The 23252-nt window shown below is 70.0% G+C and carries 15 protein-coding genes; 7 read left to right on the top strand and 8 right to left on the bottom strand.

All coding sequences use genetic code 11. From position 1 onward, the window contains the following. The 3 genes from ACJ8AT_RS10150 to ACJ8AT_RS10140 form a co-directional block, all read right to left on the bottom strand. Window positions 1-206 (bottom strand): hypothetical protein (locus tag ACJ8AT_RS10150; RefSeq protein WP_407737461.1); only part of this gene is annotated, 206 nt, incomplete at its 3' end. Window positions 207-216: 10 nt separating this feature from the next. Continuing rightward, on the bottom strand, window positions 217-1920 hold the full coding sequence (locus tag ACJ8AT_RS10145; RefSeq protein WP_407737460.1) for a methyltransferase: 1704 nt from the start codon (window positions 1918-1920) through the stop codon (window positions 217-219). Next, window positions 1917-4268, bottom strand: a complete 2352-nt coding sequence (locus ACJ8AT_RS10140) for a glycosyltransferase (protein ID WP_407737459.1) — start codon at window positions 4266-4268, stop codon at window positions 1917-1919. The genes ACJ8AT_RS10145 and ACJ8AT_RS10140 overlap by 4 nt, the downstream gene beginning before the upstream one ends. Before the next feature lie 351 nt (window positions 4269-4619). On the opposite strand from ACJ8AT_RS10140, the gene agmC reads away from it, so the two are divergent. Both agmC and cheB read left to right on the top strand, forming a co-directional pair. Further along, complete coding sequence (gene agmC / locus ACJ8AT_RS10135) at window positions 4620-6482, top strand: adventurous gliding motility protein AgmC (RefSeq protein WP_407737458.1); 1863 nt, start codon at window positions 4620-4622, stop codon at window positions 6480-6482. Window positions 6483-6493: 11 nt separating this feature from the next. Then, entirely contained in the window at window positions 6494-7531 is a 1038-nt protein-coding gene (gene cheB, locus ACJ8AT_RS10130; RefSeq protein WP_407737457.1) for a chemotaxis-specific protein-glutamate methyltransferase CheB, read from the top strand. Window positions 7532-7600: 69 nt separating this feature from the next. Here cheB and ACJ8AT_RS10125 read toward each other — a convergent pair whose 3' ends face one another. Then, window positions 7601-7798 (bottom strand): hypothetical protein, encoded by a 198-nt coding sequence (locus tag ACJ8AT_RS10125; protein ID WP_407737456.1) that lies wholly within the window; start codon window positions 7796-7798, stop codon window positions 7601-7603. Window positions 7799-7996: 198 nt separating this feature from the next. On the opposite strand from ACJ8AT_RS10125, the gene ACJ8AT_RS10120 reads away from it, so the two are divergent. Then, window positions 7997-8308, top strand: coding sequence for a DUF2171 domain-containing protein (locus tag ACJ8AT_RS10120; RefSeq protein WP_407737455.1), 312 nt, complete (start codon window positions 7997-7999; stop codon window positions 8306-8308). Between the two features lie 27 nt (window positions 8309-8335). On the opposite strand, the gene ACJ8AT_RS10115 is transcribed toward ACJ8AT_RS10120, so the two are convergent. After that, window positions 8336-10738, bottom strand: a complete 2403-nt coding sequence (locus ACJ8AT_RS10115; protein WP_407737454.1) for an ATP-binding protein — start codon at window positions 10736-10738, stop codon at window positions 8336-8338. Window positions 10739-11239: 501 nt separating this feature from the next. Here ACJ8AT_RS10115 and ACJ8AT_RS10110 point away from each other — a divergent pair. Together ACJ8AT_RS10110 and ACJ8AT_RS10105 are read left to right on the top strand one after the other, a co-directional pair. Further along, a complete protein-coding gene (locus ACJ8AT_RS10110; RefSeq protein WP_407737453.1) occupies window positions 11240-11701 on the top strand; it encodes a hypothetical protein in 462 nt (153 codons plus the stop codon). A gap of 111 nt (window positions 11702-11812) precedes the next feature. Further along, window positions 11813-14203, top strand: a complete 2391-nt coding sequence (locus ACJ8AT_RS10105; RefSeq protein ID WP_407737452.1) for an ATP-binding protein — start codon at window positions 11813-11815, stop codon at window positions 14201-14203. A 6-nt stretch (window positions 14204-14209) separates the two neighbouring features. On the opposite strand, the gene ACJ8AT_RS10100 is transcribed toward ACJ8AT_RS10105, so the two are convergent. Then, window positions 14210-14947: a hypothetical protein gene (locus tag ACJ8AT_RS10100; RefSeq protein WP_407737451.1), complete on the bottom strand. Its 738-nt coding sequence runs from the start codon at window positions 14945-14947 to the stop codon at window positions 14210-14212. 39 nt (window positions 14948-14986) lie between these two features. Continuing rightward, window positions 14987-19975 (bottom strand): putative Ig domain-containing protein, encoded by a 4989-nt coding sequence (locus ACJ8AT_RS10095; RefSeq protein WP_407737450.1) that lies wholly within the window; start codon window positions 19973-19975, stop codon window positions 14987-14989. A 135-nt stretch (window positions 19976-20110) separates the two neighbouring features. Here ACJ8AT_RS10095 and ACJ8AT_RS10090 point away from each other — a divergent pair, with 135 nt between their 5' ends. Both ACJ8AT_RS10090 and ACJ8AT_RS10085 read left to right on the top strand, forming a co-directional pair. Continuing rightward, a complete protein-coding gene (locus tag ACJ8AT_RS10090; RefSeq protein ID WP_407737449.1) occupies window positions 20111-21169 on the top strand; it encodes a patatin-like phospholipase family protein in 1059 nt (352 codons plus the stop codon). Between the two features lie 121 nt (window positions 21170-21290). Further along, window positions 21291-22190 carry a lipase family protein gene (locus ACJ8AT_RS10085; protein ID WP_407737448.1) on the top strand — a complete coding sequence of 300 codons (900 nt, stop codon included), beginning with the start codon at window positions 21291-21293 and terminating at the stop codon, window positions 22188-22190. A 27-nt stretch (window positions 22191-22217) separates the two neighbouring features. Here ACJ8AT_RS10085 and ACJ8AT_RS10080 read toward each other — a convergent pair whose 3' ends face one another. Continuing rightward, complete coding sequence (locus ACJ8AT_RS10080; RefSeq protein ID WP_407737447.1) at window positions 22218-23240, bottom strand: hypothetical protein; 1023 nt, start codon at window positions 23238-23240, stop codon at window positions 22218-22220. Window positions 23241-23252 lie beyond the last annotated feature (12 nt).

Here is a 23252-nt window from a genome sequence, read left to right as displayed (position 1 = left end):
TGGAACACGTACACCGCCGCGTACGGCGACAGGTCCACCTTCCCGGGCACATGCGGGAGCTGGAACAGGAAGCGCATCGGCGTGCCGCACATGCGGCATACCGGCCAGCGCATGGGGCCCACGGGCTCGGGTTCGCCGCCCACCTTCGCCAGCGGCACTCCCTTGCCCCCAGGCACCAGCGCCCACAGCGGAGCGAAGGTGGCCATCGCCCCCAGTCTAGAGCGTGTGGCCTGTAAAGGGTGCGGGCTCCGCGATGAGGATGGAGCTCAAGGTGTGGCCGCGGTGCTCGACGAGGCGCAGGCCGGCGCGCTCGAAGAGGGTGCGGAACTGGGCCTCGGTGCGCTCGCGGCCTCCCGTGCTGACCAGCATGTGCAGGTCCAGCAGCCCTCCACCCATGTCTCCGTCCTCCGTGCCGAGCACCAGCTCGATGACATAGAGCCGGCCGCCTGGATTCAACGCCTCGCGCGCCCGGCCGAGGATACGCACCGCGTCCGTGTCGTTCCAATCATGGAGGACTCGTGACAGGAAGACCGCGTCCGCCCGAGCGCTCCAAGGCTGGAACAGATCCCCCGCGCGGATCTCGAGCCGATCCTTCAGTTCTCCAGGGACCTCGGCGAGCCGAGCCACCTCCGGGCGCTCCAGCAGCACTCCCCGCAGCCCCGGCTGCTTCCGGAGCAAGGCGTGGAGCAGCGTCCCCGAGCCTCCACCCGCATCGAGCACCGTGCCAGACACCAGCTCGGGCAGCTGCTTCCAGAGTTCACCGTAGTCGTGGCGGGCATAGCTCGCCATGGCTCGGTGGTAGCTCTCCACTCGCGGTTGCTCTTGAGCGAGCTGCTCGAAGAAGCGGGGAGGGCTCCACTCCGAGTCGCCACGGAGCGCAGCCGGCAGCTCCTCCCAGAGGCGATAGCAGTCCTGGCCCCAGTGCAGCGCCGCGTCCCGGAGGCTCAGCGGGTGCTCCGCGTGGAGCAGCGCCCCGCGCTCCGTCACACGCCACTGCGCTCCTTCTCGCGAGACGAGCCCCAGCTCGCCCAACGCCCGCAGCAGCCGGGCGCACCGGTCCACGGACAACCCGCGGCGCTCCGCAACCTGGGCCGCCGTGCCTGGGAGGCCCAGAGGCAGCCCCACCTCCACGGCAGCCCGCAGCGTCTGCGTCCGCCAGAAGCCAACCATGTCCCCCGAGAGCGCCTGGAGCTCACTGCGCAGAGGACTCCGCGGCTCGCACACCGTTTGTCCCTGCTCGTCGATGATCTCCAGGGCGCCGTCCGTCCGCTCCACGCGCGCCTGGCCGTTGTAGAAGGGCTCCACCGCCGCGAAGCGCCGCGCGTACACGGGCTCTCCCCTTTGGTCTACGTGGTGCCAGCCCTGGGCGTCTCGGGCTCGCGCGTAGCCCTTGTGGAACACGTCCAGGTCCAGGAACCGGCGGCCGTTGAGCGGCCTCCCCTCGAGATTGATGTGCAGGTGCAGGCCGGACCTCTCCTGCACTACGGCCAGTCCCTCCCGGTAGTCCCCCGCGTAGGCGTACCGCTCGGAGTACACGGGCCGCCCGGCGGCATCGAGGTGGACGTACCCTCCACCCTCCGTCTTCTCCCGGACCGTGCAGCGCCCCTCCTGGAAGTTGCCGCACCAGCCATGGCGCTCGGCATACAGCTCCGTCCCATCCGGGTGGATATGGAACGCGCCTGCCTCGCTCTCGACGGCGGCGAGCCCTCCGTAGAACCCAAAGGTCCGCGTGAAGCGCCGCGCGTACGCGGGAAGGCCGGAGGGGTGGATGTGGAACGCGCCCGTCACATCCTTCGCGGCCGCGAGCCCCGGCGCATGGAACGAGAGCACCTCCGTGAACCGGGCGGAGTAGAGCGGCTCCCCGCCGCGCAGGTGATGGGTTCGATCGGCCGAGACCCGGGTCCCCTCCCACGTGCTCACTTCGGCGCCTCCACGGGCTGGCGCATGTTGCAGCCCCGGCAGAGCGGGTGCTCCAGGTAGTTCGTCTGGAGCTGGCGGTACGCCTCGCCGTTCCACACCTCCTGGATCCCCACCTGATTCAGGTCGCCGAACTCGCCCAGGGTGCGCCGCTGCGCGTCCGGGGCGCAGCACGGATCAAACCGCCCCACGGCGCTCACCCACGCCTCCTTGCCCAGGAAGGGGCAGCGCGCTCCCGGCGCCAGGTCCTCCACGGCCTGCTCGGTCAGCTCGTGGAGGTTCTCCAGCAGCACGTGGCGTCCGTCCGGGAGCGGGCAGGCCGCCGCCACGGCCCGAGCCTCGCGCACGGCCGCATTCCAGCGCGCGATGGACTCGGGGCTCCGGCGCATGGAGAGGGGACGGATCTGCTCGAAGTGCGCCCACAGGTGGTGGCCCTTCACCCGGTCCACTCCCAGGCTCGCCGCCAGCCGGACGATGTCCGCCAGTTCGGCCACGTTGGACTCCAGGAAGGTGAGCTGGAAGGTGATCCGGCAGCGGTGTCCTCCCGCTCGGGCGTGCGCGTCCCGTTCGGAGATGAAGAGGCGCACGTTCTCCAGCACCCGCTCCCACTTCGTGCCGAGCATGATGCTCTCGTGCGTCTGCTTCGTCGCTCCGTTCCAGGAGATCTTCACGTCCGAGAGGATGGGCACCAGCCGCCGCGCCCACTCCCGCGCCCCGCGCCGGGGGAAGGTGCCGTTGGTGGTCAGGTTCATCAGCACCCCGTTCGCCATGCACAGATCGATCAGCTCGTCGAAGTGCGAATAGATGAGGGGCTCGCCCATGGTGGAGGGGATCAGCTCGCGCAGCGGCGTGTCGCGCGAGTCCTCCAGCACACGGCGCACCAGCTCGATGGGCATGCGCCGCCTCGGCAGGCCCGCCGCTTCGCGTGCGTGCTGCCGGTCGCTGTGCGGCGAGTGCTCCTCGCACATGATGCAGCGCAGGTTGCAGTCGTCCGGGTTGGTGTCGAAGGTGATGCGCCAGGGGCCCGGGCGCGTGGCCGGGCGTGAGGCGCGCTTGTCGCGGATGATGCGCGCGTAGAGCGCCTCCACGTCATGGACGTGCTCGCGCATGTCCACCACGTCTCCGGACTCGGACTGGAGATAGCCGCGAGCCCCCAGGCGCGGCGCCAGCCCCGGCTCATCCACGAGCCGCTGCATCGCACGTGCGAGCGCCTCCGGGCTCCGGTGGGTGAAGAGCAGACCGTTGACCCCGTCGTGGACGTACTCGCTCATGCCTCCCACGTCGGCGGTGATGACGGGCACCCGGGCCTGCAGCGCCTCGTGGATGACCAGCGGCGAGTTCTCCACCCAGACGGAGGGCACCACGATGGCGTCCACGTGGTTGAAGACATCCCGGACGATGTCCGCGTTGCGGTACTCGGGCCACCACTCGACTCGCTGGGCCGCGTCTCCTGGCAGGGCGCTCGCCATGGCCTTGAGCGCGTCGGTGTTGGCGCCGCGAGGCCGGCCCCAGATGCGCAGCCGCGCCCGGCCGCTCAGGCGTCCGAAGGCCTCCAGCAGGTGGGGGATGCCCTTGGCTGGGATGTGCGTGCCGATGTAGCCGAAGACCGAGTCCGCCTCGGGCTCGCGGCGGCGGCCTTGCAGCCGCGACAGCTCAAAGCCGTAGTCCAGATAGACGAGCTTCTTCTCGGGCAGCCCGAAGCCATCCCGGAAGCGCTCGAGCAGGTAGCGCGAGGGCGCGATGAACAGATCCACCTGCTCCGCCATCTTCCGCACGTGCGCCATGCGCCGGCGGACCCAGCTCGTCCACTGCGCCACGTCCTCCTCGTGCTCCTCGGGAGCGCCGGAGAAATAACGTGCGTAGCAGCGCTCGGCGCACTTGCGGTCCTCTTGTCCGGCGCACGCGGCCCAGAGGTTTCCCGGATCCTCGGGGTGCATCTGCATGAACTGCCCCCGAGGGCACATCAGCCAGTAGTCGTGCAGCGTGAAGGCGATGGGCAGGTGGCGCGCGGCGGCGGCCTCGACGAGCGAGGTGGACAGGTGGTTGAGATGGCCCACGTGGACGACGTGGGGGCGCAGCTCGTCGAGCAGCTCGCCGAAGCGCCGGTCCACCCCCTCGTGCCGGTAGCGGTCCCGGCTGTTGGGCATGTTGACGAGGTGGAGCTGGATGCGCGGATCATCCGGATCCTGCTCGCGGAGCAGCTCGTAGTCCGGGGCGAAGGGATCCTCCCGCCGGGTGAAGACGTGGACCTGGTGCCGCTCGGCGAGCCCCTGCGCGAGGCTCTGGGTATACACCTCGGAGCCCGCGTTGAACCGCATGGGATAGCCGTGAATCACTTGAAGGATGCGCATGGAACCCTCTGGTGAGGGCTCGGCCTTCGGTTCCCCGACCAAGATTGGCCGCTTGAGGAAGCGAGCGCTTGTGCGCCCGGGGAGGAAGACCGTGAGTCCTTGCCGTATGAAATCCTCGGCGTACGGTCCGCACGGCTCGGGAGAGCCGCCGCTTGAACCCGTGGGCGTGAGCGGGCGTACACGACGAAACTAACGCGCTGCCCTGGGGCTGCCAAGTCCGGGGGCCCGCGCAGCCCGAGCCCCTGGGCTCCGTGTTGACTCTTGCTCGCTGGCCAGCCCCAGCCGGCATCCGGCCAAGAAAGAGGGCAAGGGACTGGGCGATCGGCCCGCGCTCCAGGCAGAATGGGGGCGATGCGGTGCCTTGGAGTGCTCCTGAGCCTCGGTCTTGGTCTGGCCGCCACCCCTGCCCTCGCCGAGGCGGATGTCTTCGAGCTGGGCAATGGGCAGCACGGCGTGCTCCGCGTGCAGCAGTTGGGCACCTCCGTCAACACCTCCACCGCGCTCACGGCCCCCGCCGCTGCCGGGGGCAAGGCCCTGACCGTCGCGGACGTGACGGGGTTCGCCGCGGGGGAGCTCGTCCTCGTGCTCCAGGTCTACGCCTCCGGGCCCGCGCCGAGCTCGGGCACGCCCGGGCCCCTGGACTTGAGCTCCGTGGACGCGGGCCGCTGGGAGCTCGCGCGCCTGGAGTCCGTGGCCCCCGGCCTGCTCACCCTCACCGCGCCGCTCGTGTCCGCCTTCTCCTCGCCGGGCGCCCAGGTGGTGCGCGTGCCCGAGTACACCCGCGTGCAGATCCTCTCCTCGAGCTCGCTCGTGGCGCCGCCCTGGAACGGGAGCAGCGGCGGGGTGCTCGCCTTCCTCAGCCAGGACATGGTCCTCAACGCGGGCCTGATCAGCGCGGACGGCGCGGGCTTCCGGGGCGGCGCCTTCCTCTTCAACCGGGGGCAGATCACCGGGTGCACGGAGCTGGATCAGCCCGAGGACCTGGGCGGCGCGCGCAAGGGCGAGGGGCTCTTCGCCGGGGCGCCCGGGGCCCCCACGCATGGCTATGGCGCGCTGGGCAACGGGGCCGGCGGTGGCAACTGTGACGAGGGCGGCGGCGGCGGCGGCGGCCATGGAGGCGCGGGCGGTCAGGGCGGATTCACCCGGGTCGAGGATGGCTCGCGCGACGTGGGAGGCCGCGGGGGCCTGGCGCTGCACTACTCGCCGCTGACTCGGATGATGTTCGGTGGGGGCGGCGGAGCAGGCGCGGGGGACTCGGCCGGGAAGGAGGGCAACACCGGCACCTCGGGCGCCGCGGGCGGCGGCATCATCTACATCCGCGCTCGGAGCCTGCAGGGCAACCAGGGCATCGTCCGGGCCAACGGCCTGTCCGCGGGGGCCTCCATCAGCGATGCGTCCGGGGGAGGCGGCGCCGGGGGCCACATCACCGTGCGCGTGCAGGACTCGGTGGACTGCATGAGCCTCGAGGCCCAGGGCGGCAATGGCGGCGACAACGCGGATTCGCAGCAGCCCCATGCGCCCGGCGGCGGCGGCGGCGGCGGAGTGGTGCTGGTGCAGGGGCAGCGGCTCTCGTGCCCCACGGCGATAGGCCCCGGCCTGGCAGGCACCGCGGCCGCCGCGCCCGGGGCCGCCTCGTACGGGGCCAGCCCCTCGGATGCCTCACAGCCCGAGAGCCAGGGCGTGATGACCTCGGTGAACGAGGGCTTCGCCTCTCCGTCCGTGCCCGTCTGGGTCTCGCCCGCCGAGGGGGAGGCCACAGGGCCTCGGCCCCAGCTCCAGGGGACGGCGCAGGCGGGCAGCACGGTGCAGGTGCTCCTCAATGATCAGTTCCTCGGGAGCGCCCAGGCGGACGACTCCGGCAGCTTCACCCTCACGCCCTCGGCGGATCTCTCGGTGGGGCCCCAGCAGCTGCGCGCGTTGGCCGATCGGCTCGGGGTGCGCAGCGCCCCGTCGGATCCTCGCGCCTTCACCGTAGGTCCGCTGTCGCCCGTGGCGTTGGATGTGGGCTGTGGCTGCGGCACCTCGCAGCCTCAAGGCAGCTTCTGGCTCGCACTGGGAGTGCTGCTTCTCGGTGTATCGCGCCGCCGGAGCGGGGCCGTGGGAGCCGGGCGTGGGGTGCTGGCGGAGCAGGGCCGTCCTGGCGTACACCTTCACCCCGTGGCTTCACCGAGGCTTGCTGAGCATCATGCTCCGCCGCAGAGGCCGGTAGGGTAGGAGGGTAACGGGTGCCCGCACTCCGCATCCTCATCGTGGAAGACTCGGTGACGGTCCGCCGCCGCCTCGCGGACGCATTCGCCGGGGATCCGGCCTTCACCGTCGTGGGCGAGGCGGGGGATGGCCAGCGTGCCTTCGAGCTCTGCCAACGCCTGCGCCCGGACGTGGTGACGATGGACCTGATGCTGCCGGTGATGAACGGCGTCGAGGCCACTCGCCGCATCATGACCCACTGCCCCACGCCCATCGTCGTCTTCTCCGGGATGGAGAACCGGACGATGGGCCTGTACCTGCTGGACGCGCTGACGGCGGGCGCGGTGGACGCGGTGGAGAAGCCCACCCGGTTCGTCAGCGCGGAGTGGACGGACGAGCTGCTGATGCGGGTGAAGCAGGCCGCGCGTGGTCCCTCGGCGCAGATCCCCGAGCACCTGAGGCCCGAGCCGGCCTGGCCTCAGTCCCCGCCGCGCCTGGTGGTCATCGGCGCCTCCACCGGAGGCCCCGCGGCGGTGCGCACCATCGTGCAGCAGATCCCCGCGGACTTCCCCCTGCCCATCCTGCTGGTGATGCACCTGTCCGAGAAGTTCGAGAGCTCCATGGTGGACTGGCTGGGCAAGAGCGCCGCGTTCCCCGTGCGGCACGCGGTGGATGGGGAGCTGCTGCCCATGGTGGGCCGCCCGGTGCTGATGATGGCGCGGGCCAACCGGCACCTGGCCCTACGGGACGGCCGGCTGTGGCTGACGAACGCGCCGGAGCGGCACTCGAGCCGCCCCTCGGTGGACGTGCTCTTCGAGTCCGTGGCGCGGGAGATGGGCGCTCGGACCATCGCCTGCCTGCTCACGGGCATGGGCCGTGACGGCGCCGAGGGCCTGCTGACGCTGCGGCGCGCGGGCGCGATGACGCTGGCACAGGATGAGTCCAGCTCCGTGGTGTTCGGCATGCCGCTGGAGGCCATCCGCCTGGGCGCGGTGCGCCACGTGCTGCCGCTGAAGGACATCGCCTCGTGGTTGGATGGGTTCGCGCGCCGGCGCCCGGAGACGGGCCAGGCGTGAGGCCCGGCCCTGCTCCCCCCGGAGAGGAGCAGGGGGAGGGGCCTTCGCTTGCACGCTTGCGCGAGCGGCTCAGGCGTAGACGGAGTCCGACTCGACCGGGATGTCCATGCGCCGGTTGAGCTGCTCCAGCCGGTCATAGCGCTCGCGGAGCATGTCGCGGTAGGCGCGTTGATCGGCGTGGGCAATCTCATCCAGCAGTTGGCGCAGTGCGGCCTCCAGCGCTTGCTTGAGGTCGCGGGCTTCAGGTGCGGACAGTTCCAAGAGCATGGTGAGGCCTCCTCAGCTCAAGGTTAGCCATCCCTTGCGGCGCTCACAGGGGCCGCTCGCCTGGGTGTGCCCTGACGTCAGGCGAGGCCCTGGGAGTGCTGCCTGGAGCCCGAGCGCACGGCCAGGGCCTGCGTGTCCTCCCGTGTCCTCGATGAGGAGGTTCGAGGGACGACACCGAACCAATCGAGGAGGCCGCCCATGGTACAGCCAGGAGAGATTCGCGAGGGGATGAAGGTGCTGACGGCGGAGGGCCGGCACCTGGGCCTTGTGACCGGTGTTGGCGACGTGCACTTCGAGCTCGAGCCGGGAGGCGTGCCAATCCACCGGCGGGACTTCCTGGTGGACTACCGCGACGTGGCCTCCGTGCGAGGGGGCCACGTGTTCCTGGAGCCGACCGCCCGGCTGGAGCTGGAGGTGGACGATGACGGGGGCGCGCTGCCTCCGCGCTCCCACGCCAACGTGGACCGGGAGCCGGTGAACGCCTCCGAGGAGCCCCTCCCCGGCGTCTGAGGCTCCCGAGCCGCGAAGGCGCCGCGCTCAGCTGAACAGGCGCTGCACGAAGCTGCGCAGGCGCTCCGGCTCGAAGGGCTTCTCCAGGAACTCGCCGGAGTAGGAGCCCAGCAGCTCGCGCGCCGGTGTGGAGAAGGCCCCGCTGGACATGAAGCCCGTGCGCCGGGCCAGCCCCGGCTCGCGCTGCTCCAGCTCGCGCAGCAGGTCCACCCCGCTCATGCGCGGCAGCACCACGTCGCACAGGATGGCGTCATAGCGCTCGCCGCGGGAGAGCAGGCTCAGCGCCACGCCCACGTCCTGCACCGAGTGCACCTCGTGCGCCTCCTGCAACAGCCGCCGCACCGAGGTGCCCACGGCGGGCTCGGCGTCAATGAGCAGCAGCCGGCGGCGCGGCCCCTTGCTCTCCTGGAGCACCTCTTGAGCGCCCGCCGCGTCGCTCTGCTGCACCTGGGCCGCCGGGAGCAGCAGCCGGAACACGCTGCCGCGCCCCAGCTCGCTCTCCACTTCAATCTTGCCGCCCATGGACTGGATGATGGACTGGCAGATGGCCAGCCCCAGCCCGGTGCCCACCCCTGCGGGCTTGGTGGTGAAGAACGGATCGAACAGGTGCTGGCGCACCTCGGGCGTCATGCCCGGCCCGTTGTCCTCCACCTCGATGATGACCGTGTCCGGCCCCTGGCCGCGGGTGGCCAGCCGGATCCGGTTGCGCGTGGGCTCGCTCTGGGGGAAGGCCTGCAGCGCGTTGACGAGCAGGTTCACCAGCACCTGCCCCAGCCGGCCCTCGTTGCCGAGGATGGGCGGCACCGGCTCCAGCGCGCGCTCCAGCTCGGCGCGGTACTGCAGCTCCTTGCGCACCAGCCGCAGCGCGCCCTCGATGGCCACGTGCACCTGCACCGGCCCGGTGTGGTTCTCGTCCGCGCGCGCGAACGTCTTCACGCCCTGGGCGATGGTCCGCACGCGCTGGATGCCCTCCTGCGTCTCGGCCAGCACCTCGCGCAGCTCGGGCAGGGCCTCGGCGGGGATCTCCGGCTGCGCCAGCGACTTCTCCAGGAAGGACAGGTTGGAGCAGACGTAGGCCAGCGGGTTGTTGATCTCGTGCACCACGCCCGCCGCCAGCGTGCCGATGGAGGACAGCCGGTCGGCCAGCCGGAGCTGGGTCTCCAGGTGCTTGCGGTCCGTGATGTCGCGGAGCACGGCGATGGAGAAGGCCGGGCCGCCCGGCTCGGTGAACACCGCCTTCTTGGTGACGAGCGTCCGGGGGCGGCCGTCCCGGTGGTGCTCGAAGGGCCTTTCAATCTCGAAGGGCTGGCCGGTGGTGAAGAGCTCCTCGTCCTCCTTCCAGAAGGACTCCGCCACGCGCGCGGGCAGGAAGTCCCGGGCGGTGCAGCCGAGCATCTCCTGCTCGTTGATACCCATGAAGTCGCAGTAGGCGCGGTTGACCATCACGTAGCGGTGCGCCCGGTCCATCACGAAGAGCGGATCCGGCACCGCGTTCAGCGTGTTGCGCAGGAAGTCGCGCGTGCGCTCCAGCTCCTCGTGCGCGCGGATGCGCTCCAGCTCCGAGCCCGCGCGCGCCGCGAAGGCCGCCAGCAGCGAGTGCTCCAGCGCGCCCGCCTCCAGCGGCTGGTGGTGCATGACGGCCAGCACGCCGATGGCGGTGCCATTGCCATCCTTCAGGGCGGCGCCCAGGTACCCGCGAATGCCCAGCTTCGTGAGCAGCTCGTTGTCGGGGAAGCGCTCGAGCATGCCATCCGGGCAGTGAAAGACGGTCTTGCGGATGGCGTCGTCACAGGGCGTGCCGCGCAGCGGGTAGACGATGCCGCGCTGGAGGCTCCCGTTGTGCCAGAAGGCCAGCGTGCGGATGGAATCCCGCTCCGGCAGCAGCTCCCCCAGCAGCACGCACGAGGCGCCGAACACCTCGGACAGGTGCTCCACCAGGTTGCTGAAGAAGAGGTAGCCCAGATCCGCCTGCGTGCTGTCCAGCAAGGCCTCCATGGCGGCGTGCAGCGAGAGGCCCTCGGGCGAGGGCTCCGGGACGGCGGGCGGCACATGCGAGCGCCCCAGCGCCTCCAGCCGCCGCGACAGGGCCGACGCCCGCGCGAACCAGTCGCCTCCCGGCGGCGCCACGCACTCATCCGCGCCAGCCTGGATCAACGCGCGCAGCTCTTCGGGGGCGCGCTCGGTCAGCACCACCAGGTGCGTGCGCGGCACAGGGCGGCGGGAGTGCAGCTCTCGGCACAGCCGCTCCAGGTTCGCCAGAGAGCGCCCCGGATCTCCCAGCACCACCAGCCCCTCGGGCAGGTGTGGGGGCAACTCCTCGAGGCCCGCGGCGTACAGCCACGAGCCGTGCGCCAGCAGCTCCTGGGCCCGGAGAGCTTGCTCGAGCTGTTCCCGGTGGCTGAGAGGGATGCCTACCAGGATCACATTCATGGAACGCCTCACGGACTTGGAACGCGCGGAGTCTACAAGAACAGGGCTTCCTGGCTATTCAGGGCGCCCGGGAAGAACAGCTTCGACGGTTACTTTGCCAACTTCTCTCGCTCGGCCCGGGAGGGGCTGAGAATTGGGTCAAAAACCCTCTTTTCCATTTTCAATCAATGTTTTTGATGAGACGGAATTCAGAGCCCTCCGCGCGAGCGCGCGTGTAACAACCTGCAAGGTTACCGGGAAAAGCGCCCGTCTGGGCAAACCTGGCACATCCTGGGAGCAGGCTCATTCTTGTGTCCTGCCGCACATTCTCAGAGCGCGAGAGGACGAGCGCCGCGCCGGGTCCATTCCCACTCAGCCCTGAAACCTGAACCAGGTTCCAACCCTGGATCGTCCAGCGGAAAACGGATCTCCGGAAAGAGATCCAAGCACATTCTTTTCTCACAAATTAGGATGAAGCCCGTAACACAGCTTCACCGGACATCCGGACAGGGGGACACGGACATGCTTTACGTTGCCTTGGAGTGGGACCACAAGATTGGTAAGCCGATGGTGCAGTGGATTGTCGTTCAGTGCGCGGGACTGGGGGAGAAGTGTGGGGGCCCCGTGGCGTTGGCCCCCAGGAAGGATGTCGCCTACTTCTGCCACGAGCAGACGGCCGAGCAGGACGCGAAGGCTTTTGCGGCGTACAAAAACGCACAGCAGGAGGCGCGCGAGCGTGGCGCCCGGCCCGCCGAGAGCCAGGCGGGCGATCCCGAGCGGCACATGGCCTACGCGTGGGATCACCAGTACCTCAGCCCGCTGATTCGCTGGGGCGTGCTGGAGTGGGGCGGAGAGGGCGGCGTGCCCATGCCTCGCACGGACGTGGGGTACTTTCTGGATCCGGATACCGCCGAGGCCGACGCCAAGGCGTTTAGTTGGCTGCGGGACGACTGGAGTGGCGCCAAGTCCCCCCGAGCCACCTAGAGGCTGGCCCAAAGCGCTTATACTGAGCACGCCTTGACCATCTCCATCGCACCCCGGACTCGTGACACCAGGCATCGGAAGTTCCAGGGGATGGGAACGAAGAGAGACGCCATGCACGTGACCTTGCTGGGAGTTCCCCCAAGTATCAGAGAGGAACTAGAGCAAGGGTTTCTGGCGCAAGGGCTTCCAGTCGAGGGGCGGGTGCTGGCGGTGGGCAGCCTCTCGGAGCTCCCCGCGGTGCTGCCCGCGGGGCTGGTGGTGCTCCGGGATGACGGGGGGCCGCTGGAGAGGGCGGTGAGCCTGTGCCGCGAGGTGCACGCGCGCCGCTTCGTCGCCCGCACACACATGGTGGTGCTCACCGAGCGTCCCTGGGAGCAGGCCGAGGCCTTCATCCTGGCCGGCGCGGACGAGTGCACCGCCTCCCCGGGCAGCCCGTGGCGCCCGCGGGTGGTGTCCTGTCAGCGGCGGTTGGAGGCGGACGGTGGCCTGTCGTCCAGCGCTCCGGCCGCGGCCGCGCAGCGCATCCCCCCCGAGGGCGCGCTGCGGGCGCTGCTGGCCAGCACCACCGCGGACCTGGGCCACGACTTCTTCCGCAAGCTGGTGATGCAGCTGGCGCAGGCCTTCCGCGTCTGCTGCGTGCTGGTGGGCGAGCGGATGCCAGAGCGCGACTCGCTGCGCACGCTGGCCTTCTGGCTCAACGGCAAGTTCGAGGAGAACGTCACCTACCCGCTGCACGGCACGCCCTGTCACAACGCGGTGCTCAGCTCCATCTGCCACTACCCGGACACGGTGGCCTCGCTCTTCCCCGAGGACGCGATGCTGCTCGAGCTGGGCATGCGCGGCTACCTGGGCGCGGCGCTCAAGAGCGCTCGGGGGGATGCCATCGGTGTGCTGGCCATCCTCCACAACGAGACGCTGGACATGGGCGCGCTGGATAGGGCGCTGCTGGAGGCCTTCGCGGCCCGCGCGGGCGCGGAGCTGGAGCGCATCCGCGCGCAGGAGGAGGCCGAGCGCACCCGGGACTTCCTGCGCAACACGCTGGACGCGGTGCCGGATCCGCTCTTCGTGGTGGACCGGGCGCACCGCTGGGTGGCCGTCAACCGCGCCTTCTGCGGCTTCATGGGCCGCAGCCCCGAGCAGCTCCTGGGCGGCTCCTACTATGACTTCCTGCCTCGCCACGAGGCGGAGATCTTCTGGCACCAGGACGAGCAGGTCTTCACCTCCGGCGTGCCCACCGAGAACGAGGAGACCGTCACCCGCGGCACCGGCATCTCCCACACGCTGGTGACCAAGAAGGCCGTCTTCACGGAGACCAGCGGCCAGCCCCTGCTGGTGGCCACCATCCGCGACGTCACGGACCGCAAGCGCCTGGAGACGCAGCTGCGCCTGGCCGACCGCATGGTGTCCGTGGGCACGCTGGCGGCCGGCGTGGCGCACGAGATCAACAACCCCCTGGCCTACGTCTGCTCCAACCTCGCCTACCTGAGCGAGCAGCTGACGCAGGACACGGTGCCACCCGAGGCGTTGCCGGAGCTGCGCGAGGTGCTGTCCGAGACGCAGGAGGGCGCGCACCGGGTGAGCGCCATCGTGCAGGATCTGAAGACGTTCGCGCGCGCGGACGAGGACCGCTTCGGGCCGGTGGATGTGCACCAGGTCATCGAGGGCGCGCTGCGGCTGGTGCGCAATGACTTGAACCGCCGGGCGCGGCTGGAGCGCGCGCTGCAGCCGATCCCGGCCGTGCGCGGCAACGAGGGCCGGCTGGGCCAGGTGGTGGTGAACCTGCTGGTGAACGCCCTGCAGGCCTTCCGCACGTATGATCCGCAGGCCAACGTCATCCGCATCGCCACGCGGGCCGAGGGCGAGGACAAGGTGGTGGTGGAGGTGGAGGACAACGGGCCGGGGATGACTCGCGAGGTGCTCGCGCGCATCTTTGATCCGTTCTTCACCACCAAGCCCGTGGGAGAGGGCACCGGCCTGGGGCTGGCCATCTGCCACTCCATCGTCCAGTCCATGGAGGGGCAGATCGACGTGCAGAGCACCGTGGGGCGCGGCACCCTGTTCCGCCTGGTGTTCCCCGCCAGCCAGGAGCTGAAGCGCGCCCCGGCGCCGGCCCGGCAGCAGCACGAGCCCACCGGCCCGCGGCGGCGGCTGCTGCTCATCGACGACGAGCTCTCGGTGGGCACCTCGGTGCGGCGGCTCTTGCAGGACGAGCACGAGGTGCACGTGCTGCAGGACGCTCGCGAGGCGCTGCACCTGCTGCAGCGCGGGGAGCGCTACGACGCCATCCTCTGCGACATGGTGATGCCGGGCATGAGCGGGGTGGACTTCCTGCGCGCGCTGGAGCAGCAGGCCCCGAACCTGGTGCGGCACACGGGGCTGATGTCCGGCGGGGCCTTCTCCTCGCAGGCCAAGGAGTTCATCGCCAGCCGCGACAACGAGCTGCTGGAGAAGCCCTTCGAGCCCGAGCGCCTGCGCACCTTCGTGGAGCGGCTGCTGGCCTGAACCACCTCAGGCCAGCGTGTCGCCCACCTTGCGCAGCTGATCCGCGTTCTCCTTCATGCTCACCGCCACCTGGGCGATGATCGTGAAGAAGCGGCCGCTGCGCTCGACGATGTCCGGGGACTGCTTGTCCCGCAGCTTGAGCGCGGCGGCGCCGTCGAACAGCGTCTCCAGCATCACCTTGAGGATGGAGACGAAGTCGTAGTTGCGCAGCACCTCCTCGGGATCCACCTCGCGGGCGCCCACCAGGGTGTCGCCGCTCACGCGCAGCGAGTCCTTGAGGTACCAGGTGCCCACCGTCTCCACGGTGACGAGCCTGCCGTCGGTGAGCATGAAGAGCTCGCGCCGCAGCTCTCCGCCGCTCTGGTCGGGAGAGGACTGGCGCGGCTCCAGCTTGCGCGTCATCCAGGCCAGCCGCACGGCGGGCTCCTGGAGCCAGGTGGCGGCGCGCTCGCGCACCGTCACGCCGAACTGCTGCTCGAGCGCCTCGGGTGCGCGCGCGTCCTCCGTGTTCTTCGGGCGGATGGGCTGGGCAATGGCCGCGGCCTCGGGCAGCAGCAGATCCACCAGCTCCTCGATGATGCCGGCCTTGGCCTCATGCTCCTCCCGCCCGTAGTCGAGCACGGACAGGAAGAAGTCCCGCGCCATCTGCGGAGTGAACTGCTCGGCATCCTCCAAGGGAGCCACCGAGTGGGCGGGGGCCTGGGAGGGAGCCGTCTCCTCGGATCGCTTTGGTTCTTCACTCATGGGGCGGCACGTTATCAGCCTGGGAGCACGGCGAGGAACTTAGGGCCAGAAGTAGTGGCTGGCGCCCGGCTGGGTCTCCGCGTCAGTGCCCAGGTTGAGCTGGTAGAACTGGCGGGGATTGAACAGCCGGGGCGAGTTGGGCTCCCACTGCTTCACCCAGGGTGTCCAGGTCAGCTCCAGCTTGCCGTTCGTGGGAGCCACCGGCGCTGACGAGGGCGCCAGCGTGCTCGGCAGCGGCAGCGAGTAGGAGACCGGGCCGGGCTGGATGGGCGCGTAGTAGTCCCAGTAGCGCCGGTGGCCCTCGATGCCGTGCATGGACCACATGAAGCCGGACTTGGCGGGCGCGGTGAAGGAGAAGAGGTTGCCCGAGGCGGCGGGGGCCGGCTTCTGGCCCAGCAGCAGGTACACGCCGCTGGCGGTGGGCGAGGCGACGGCCAGATCATTCAGGCCGTCCCCGTTGAAGTCCACCACCGCCAGGCCGCGGGGATCTCCCGCCACCGGCACCTTGGAGTGCTGGACGAAGGTGCCGTCGGAGGCGCCCTGGTAGAGGGTGACGGTGCCGTTGGTGGAGCTGGTCACCGCGAGATCCAGGTGCGTGTCCCCGGTGAGCTCGGCGAGCACCAGGCCCGCGGGCGCCTGGCCCACGGCGAGGTTCACCGGCTGGGCGAACGAGCCGCTCCCCGCGCCCAGCAGGATCGAGACGTTGTTGCTGCCCGCGTTGGCCACCGCCATGTCCGGGAGGGTGTCGCCGTTGAGGCGGCCCACCACCACGGCGCTCGGCTGCGAGCCCGCGGTGATGAGCGTCGAGTTTCCGAACGGCCCCTGGGTGAAGCCATCGAGCGCCAGGGAGATGCCCTCGGACACCAACACCACCAGGTCCAGCTGGCTGTCGCCGTCCACGTTGGTGACGAGCACCTGCGTGGGCGAGGTGCCCGCCAGCGTCACCACCGGGCCGGTGGTGAAGGTGCCGTTGGTCCCGCCGTAGAGGATGGACACGGTGTTGTCACCCTGGTTGGCGACGAGCAGATCCTTGAACCCGTCTCCGTTCACGTCCGCCACGGCGAGGCCCGAGGGGCTGGTGCCCACGGTGTACGAGGTGGAGGGCGCGAAGCTGCGCGCCGGGCTGGCCTGGGCGAGCATGATCTTGACGGAGTTCGTCCCCGGCTCGGTGGCGGCCAGGTCCATGCGGCCGTCCTTGTTGAAGTCTCCGGCGACGACGCTGTGGGTCGGGCCGGTGTCACAGCAGCCGAAGTCCGTGAAGGCGCTGGCGACGCTGGGAGTTCCCCAGAGGATGCCCACGCCAGAGAAGACGGGCTGGGGGATGATCAGCTCTGGGAGGGTGTCCCCGTCGAGGTCCGCCACCACCACGCGCTGGGCGCCGGAGGAGCTGGCGCGGATGCGTGCCTGGCCCACGCCACGGGGGCCCTGGGGGGTGCATTCCGGCTGGCCTGGAGACACCCCGGAGGCGGACGGATTGAGGGGGATGCTCAGGGTGCCGGAGCCGATAGGGGTGTAGAGGCTGTGGTCCTCGCAGAGCAGCTCGCTGGCGAGGTAGCCGTTGAGGCGCTGCTGCTCGGGCGCGGCCGTCGCGGCGAAGGCCAGGTCGAACTGGTTGGTGACTCCATCGTAGTTGGCGACCCCATTGGTCAGGAAGGGGAAGCCGGGCGCATCGACGTAGGCCTCCCCCTGGAGGTAGTACGCCTGGTTGTGCCAGCTCGCCGGCAACTGGTAGCTGCCCGTGGCCTGCAGCAGCACGGCCGGGCCGGGCGGCAGGGCGATGTTCACGGTGGCGTCCGCGGCCAGCCCGGCGTGCTGCACCTCGGTGTAGTTCCAGAGGTAGCTCGGGTAGCTCTGGGTGGTGTCCTCGCCGAGCACGGTCATCAAGAGGGGCTCGGCCGGAGGAATGGCCGAGAGCGTGTACGTGCCGCGGCCCTGGGCGTCGAGCGTCACGGAGGCGGAGCCAAAGAAGCCGGTGGGGGTGCTCAGGGTGATCACCGCGGAGCCGTTGACGGGGCCGCCCGTCACCTGTCCGCTCGCCGAGTAGCCCGGCCGGGCGGCCGCGGGGGCTCTCTCGGTCCAGGACTGCCCGTCGTATGTCCACAGGTCCGCCAGGCGCGTGGTGCGGAAGGTCACCGGGTCGCGGTTCAGCCCGAGCGCGACGACCAGCTCGTGCCGCGTCAGATCGAAGTACATCACGTGCCCGGAGCGCGCCAGCGGGGTGGCCCCCGTCGGAATCACCGACTCCCAGGTGGTGGTGCCCTTGCGCAGCCTCAGCAGATCACCATAGGGCGTGCCGTCCGCGGCCCGTCCGCCAAAGGCGTAGAGGGTCTCGGTGTACGGGTCGAACGCCATCCCGAACTCGGAGCGGGCCGTGGGCAGCGAGGGCTGCACGGTCCACGTCCCATTGGAGGGGTTGAAGGACTGGCACTGGGTGGTGGTGGCCGAGCCGCGGCCGCCGCAGAACCACAGCTCACCGGTGACGGTCTGCAGGGTGGAGCCCATCCAGGCCCGGGTGAAGGGCGCCGAGGCGAGCTGCGACCAGGTGTGGGCGCTGGGATCGTAACGCCAGAGCTCGTTGCTGTAGAAGGGGTTGCGGTAGCCGCCCAGCATGTAGATGAAGTTGCCGGTGGCATCGCGCACCATCGCCGGGGCGCGGCGGGGCGCGGGCTTGGCACCCGAGGGAGTGATGGCGGTCCAGGCGTTGGTGGAGAGGTTGAACTCCCAGGTGTCGCCCAGGGAATCACCGGAGTCGGTGCACCTGCGGCCGCCGAAGAGGACCGCCGAGCCGCCCGCGGTGGCCATGGCGGCGTCGTAGCGGGGCGAGGGCGAGGTGGTCAGGCCCGCCTGCACGCGCGTCACGAAGCTCTTCTTCGTCACATCCACCGCCTCCACGGTGTCGTTGAAGCACGGGGTGTAGAAGAGCGAGTCGGTGCCGCTCGAGTCATAGCCGCCGTAGACCAGGAAGCGCCGGGTGCTGGGATCATAGGCGCCGCTGCTCGACGCGCGCCAGCCGGGCAAGGGGTCGCTGTACACCTGCAGGGTGACGACCGAGGCGTTGATGCCGGCCAGGGTGGTGTTCGTCAGATCCTTGCCGTTGGCGGTGATGTCCACGGTGTCGGTGGTGCCGTTGAGGCCCAGGCCGGTGAAGACGACCTTGCCCGCGGCGTCGGTGAGGGCCTCCTTGGCGGGGGTGTACTCCTGGCCGTTCTTGCGCACGCGCACGCCCACGGTGGCCGCCGGGAACCGGCCGTTGACGATGAAGACGGTGAGCGTGTCGGTGATGCGGCTGCCCGCGGGCGCCAGGCCCACGGTGCCGCCGTAGTTGGTGGGCTGAGGCTTCACCACCTGCAGGGTGAGCTGCTTGCTGGTGGACTGGTTGCCCGCATCCGTCGTGGTGAAGGTGACCGGGTACGAGCCCGCCGAGCCCTGCGCGGGAGTGCCGCCCAGCTCACCGGTGCTCGCGTTGAGGGACAGGCCCTGGGGCAGGCCCGTGGCCGAGAACGTGAGCTGCCCCTGGCCATACTGGGCCTGGAGGCTCTCGAGGCTGGCCTCCGAGCGCCGATAGGCGACGCCCTCGGTGGCGGCCGTGAGCGTGGTGGAGAGGATCTGCGGCGGCTGGTAGGTGGTGATCTGGAAGGTCTTCGAGACACTCTTCGAGTTCGCGTCCGTGACCGTGACGGTGAAGGTGCTCTGGGTGGCATGCGGGACGCTGGCGCTCACGGTGGTGCCAATGGCTCCGCTGGCCGAGAGCGACAGGCCCTGGGGGAGCGCTCCCGAGGCGGGGCTGAACGTGAGGGTGCCCTTGCCGCCGGTGGCGGTGAGGTTGGCGGTGTACGGCTGGCCGGCGTAGGCGCTCGGCAGCGGCGAGGCGCTGGTGAGCGTGGGCAGCGTGTAGATGACCACCTGCAAGGGCTGGGTGGCCTCCTGGTTGTTGGTGTCACTCACGCGAACGGTGAAGGAGAAGGTGCCGGTCTGGGTGGGAGTGCCGGTGAGCTGGCCGGTGGTGGCGTTGATCGCGAGGCCATCGGGGAGCGCGCCCGAGGCCAGGGACCAGGTGAGGGCGCCCTTGCCACCCGAGGCCGCGGAGGGAGCGGAGTAGGGATCTCCGGCGTAGCCATCCTTGTAGCCGGTGGTGACGATGCTGGGGGGCGGATACCCGAAGATGTCCATCGCGGTGGCCAGGGAGGCGGTGATGCCATTGGCGTCCGTGACCTTGATCCCGAAGGTGAAGTGCCCGGCGGTGGTGGGGGTGCCGGAGAGCGTGGTGCCGCTGAAGGAGAGGCCAGGAGGCAGCGTGCCGTTCTCGAGTGACGCGGTGATCGGAGCGCGGCCGCCGCTGGTGGTGATGATCTGGGAGTAGGCGCTCCCCACGTTGCCCGCGGGCAGCGACGACAGCGTCACGTGCAGCGGCCCGGCCACGGTGAGCACGTAGCTCTGGGTCGCCTTCGCGCCGTTGACGTCCGTGGCCTCGAAGATCAGCGCGAAGGTGCCAGCCAGTGGGAACGTGCCGGCGAGCAGCTTGCTGTTGGGGTTGAAGTTCACGCCCGTGGGCAGCTCGCCGCCGGCCAGCCGCATGGTGAGAGGGGCCTTGCCGCCTTCGAGCCCGAGGGTGGCGCTGTAGGCGAACTCGGCGGTGGCCGCCGGCAGTGCGCTCAGCGTGAAGGACACCGGCGGATAGACCTTGAGCGGGAACGCCTTCGAGGCCTGCTGGCCGCTGGCGTCCTTCACCGTCACCTGCACCTGGAAGTCCCCGGCGGCGGCGGCCATGCCGGAGAGCACGCCGCTGTCGCTCGCGAGGGAGATGCCGGGCGGCAGCCCCTGCGCGGAGAAGGTGTAGGGCGCGGTGCCGCCGCTGGCGCTCACGGAGGAGGCGTAGCTGGCGCTCACGGTGGTCTCGGCGAGCGTGGTGTCCGAGACCGTGGGCGCCCCAGCGGCTGGGGGCGGCGGCGGCGGCGGCGACTCACTCTTGCAAGCACTGAGCGCCAGCGCGGTGGCCAGCAGGCCCGCGATGAGGTGAGATGAACGCATGAAGGGCGGGCTCCTGGGAGACGGCTGAAAGAAGAGCGCCCTTGTAGTCCAGCCCCCTTTCGGCGCACAAATCACAGGTGGACACTTCACGCCTCGTCCAGCCGGGGCGCTCGCTTGCACGGCCTTGAGCACCGCATGAACTCGAGTCTTACCCTCCTGGCCGGGCCGGATGCGCTGCGGTGGATCCGCGAGCGGGGCCTGCGCGCGGAGGACGTCGACGTGGTCCCCGGAGCCTCCGGCGGGCCGAAGTGGCTGGTGCTGGCCGGGCTGGACCGGGTGCTGTTCGGCGGGTTCTTCCGAGAGCGCTCGCGCCCGCTCCACCTCATCGGCAGCTCCATTGGCAGTTGGCGGCTGTCGTGTCTGGCCCAGGCGGATCCGGTGGCCGCGGTGGAGCGCTTCGAGGCCGCCTACCTCGAGCAGCGCTATCCCCCTGATCCGCCCCCCTCGCTGGTGAGCCAGACCAGCGACCGCATCCTCGACACCGTGCTGGGCAAGGAGGGAGTGGAGCAGATCCTCCGCCACCCGTGGGCGCGGCTGCACATCGTCACCGCCCTGTGCCGGGGCCTGTCGGCCAGCGAGCACCCGCGCGTGCAGATGCTGGGGCTGGGGCTCGCGGCGATGACCAACCTGATCAGCCGCCGCACCCTGGGGCTCCACCTGGAGCGGGTGATCTTCCACTCCGCCGGAGACACCAGCCCGTTCGCGGCCCTGAAGGATCTGCCCTCGGTGCACCTGCCGCTCACCCGCGAGAACCTGCGGCCGGCGCTGCTGGCCTCGGGCTCGATCCCCATGGTGCTCAGCGGCGTGCGAATCCCCGGAGCCACGCCCGGCGTCTACCGGGACGGGGGCATCATCGACTACCACCTGGATCTCGACTTCGGGCCGGGCCAGGGGCTGGTGCTCTACCCGCACTTCTACCCGTACGTGGTGCCCGGCTGGTTCGACAAGGCGCTGAGCTGGCGCCGGGCCCGGCCGCTCAACTTCCGCCGGGCGCTGATCATCGCCCCCTCGCCAGAGCTCGTCGCGAGCCTCCCCGGCGGCAAGATCCCCGACCGCGACGACTTCTCCCGGCTCTCGGACGACGAGCGGGTCCGGGCCTGGCGCCAGGTGCTCTCCGAGAGCCGCCGGATGGGGGACGAATTCTGGGAATTATTCTCCACCGGCCGGCTCGCAGAGCGCCTACAGCCCCTGTAATTCCAATGACTTGGGCGCCGCTCCAAAGGTGAATGCTGATTCATGTTCCAACTGACGCAACTCGCAGGGGGCTTCATACGACAATGTAGGCATCTAACCGACTTCCTCTCCGAGACCCGTCATGACCACCCGCGTTAACTCCCAGCCGACCTCCTCCGCCGCAGTGCGCAACACCAGCAAGACGGCCTCCGCGGCCCCGGCGACGGTGACCAAGGACTCGCGCTTCTCGAACGACTTCCAGAAGTGGCTGAACGAGAACGGCTACGGCAAGTACGACTTCGCCAAGGGCAACGTGCCGGCGTTCGGCGGCCGCGCCAAGCCGGGCGAGAAGCTGAAGAACGAGCCGGTCATCTTCATCCACGGCAACTCGGACAGCGCCGCCGGGTGGGCGGGCTCCGTCGAGACGTTCTCGAAGAATGGCTACAAGCCCTCGGAGATGTACGCGATGACGTGGGGGCCGCAGGACCCGATGCAGTCGGGTCAGCAGTACCACTCGGAGAAGTACCTCGAGGAGGTGCGCGCCTTCATCCAGGCGGTGAAGGAGTACACGGGCGCCGACAAGGTGGACGTGATTGGCCACTCCATGGGCGTGACGCTGGCGCGCAAGGCCATTCAGGGCGGTGACGGGTTCGACTCGGGCACGCACCAGAAGTTCAACCTGGGCAAGCCGCTGACCAACAGCGTGGACACCTTCGTGGGCATCGCCGGCGCCAACCACGGCCTGGCCTCGGCGCTGTGGACCGGAGACTTCGTGCCCACCACCAACACGACGGATGGCCTGTACCCGGGCTCGAAGTTCCTGAACGACATCAACGCGGTGAACCACGATGAGGGCGCCCACGTCTACAGCATGTGGTCCAACGCCGACGAGCTGATCGGCGTGGGCCTGGCCGGCTTCACCTCGCCCATCCCCGGGCAGGACGGCGAGAAGGTCTACAACACCTTCCCCTTCGGCCACATGGGCCTGAAGAACCTGACGGGCGACGAGCAGCTGTCCATGGTGCGCGACCACAAGGTCTGAGCCGCGCTCGCCCGGAGGCGAGGGGACTCAGCCCTCCGCCTCCGTCTGCTGCTTCTTCTTCGGCGGGGGCTGGGCGCCGGTGATGCGTGCGTTGACGACCTTGTTCAGCACGTCGAACCAGAAGGGCGCGCCCATGGACACCGCGAGGATGGTGAACAACAGGCCGGCGATCTTCCCCACCCAGTCCGCTACCGCGTGAGGCATGCGGCGTGGGTCGGGGATTTGTCCGATGGTGGCCTGACTATCGAAGGTCCAGCCGATGGGCAGGCGCAGCTCGTTGATCTGCGTCAGGGTCTGCTGCAGCATGGCCGCCGCCTTCACGACGTTCGGCTCCGTTCGCGTCTCGGGCGGGCCCGCTTGCGCGGTCTGCTCCGCGGCCGTCACCAGCCCCGCCCGCAGCGCGGAGTCGTGCGCCAGGCTCCGCACGATCATCACGCTGTCCGCGTTGGCGATGCCCACCGCCAGGGTGGCCACGATGAGGACGATGACCTGGGCGCGCCGCTTGTACCAGCCGGAGACGCGCTCCATGGAGTCGTCGAACCAGCCCTGCACGCGCGCATGGGCCTCCTCGAAGGTCTTCACGGAGTCATCGAGCACCGCGTCCAGCTGCTGGCGGATCTCGCTCTGCTCGGGAAGCTGGGCGATGGCCGCGCGCAGCTTCTGTAGCCCATTCCCCGGGCTCGCCTCCGTCTTCGCGAGGCTGTGCAGCAGGTCGAGGAAGGCGGCGGTGAAGGTGTGCGACGGGATGTGGGAGGGCTGCTTCTTGTCGTGAATCATCCCCTGGATGAGGGGGTGGGCGTAGAGCGTGCTGGCGACGTCCTGCTCCGTCTGCTTCCAGCGGGTGGACACCTTGGCGACCATCGCCTGGAGCTTCGGGTTCTCCTTCACCAGCGCCGGGAGGGCCGAGTCCTTGAGCAGCGTCTCGATGCCGCCGCGCAGCGTGTTGGCCCGCAGGTTGAGGGCCCAGGCGATGATCTCGCTGAGCGCCGAGCAGAAGAGGCTGAAAAGCAGATAGACGAAGATCAGGCCAATGGCGACTTCGAGCACCACGCTTCACTCTCC

This window comes from Hyalangium sp. (assembly GCF_045802625.1).
GTDB lineage: Bacteria > Myxococcota > Myxococcia > Myxococcales > Myxococcaceae > Hyalangium.
This window is presented reverse-complemented; position numbering and strand designations above follow the sequence as displayed.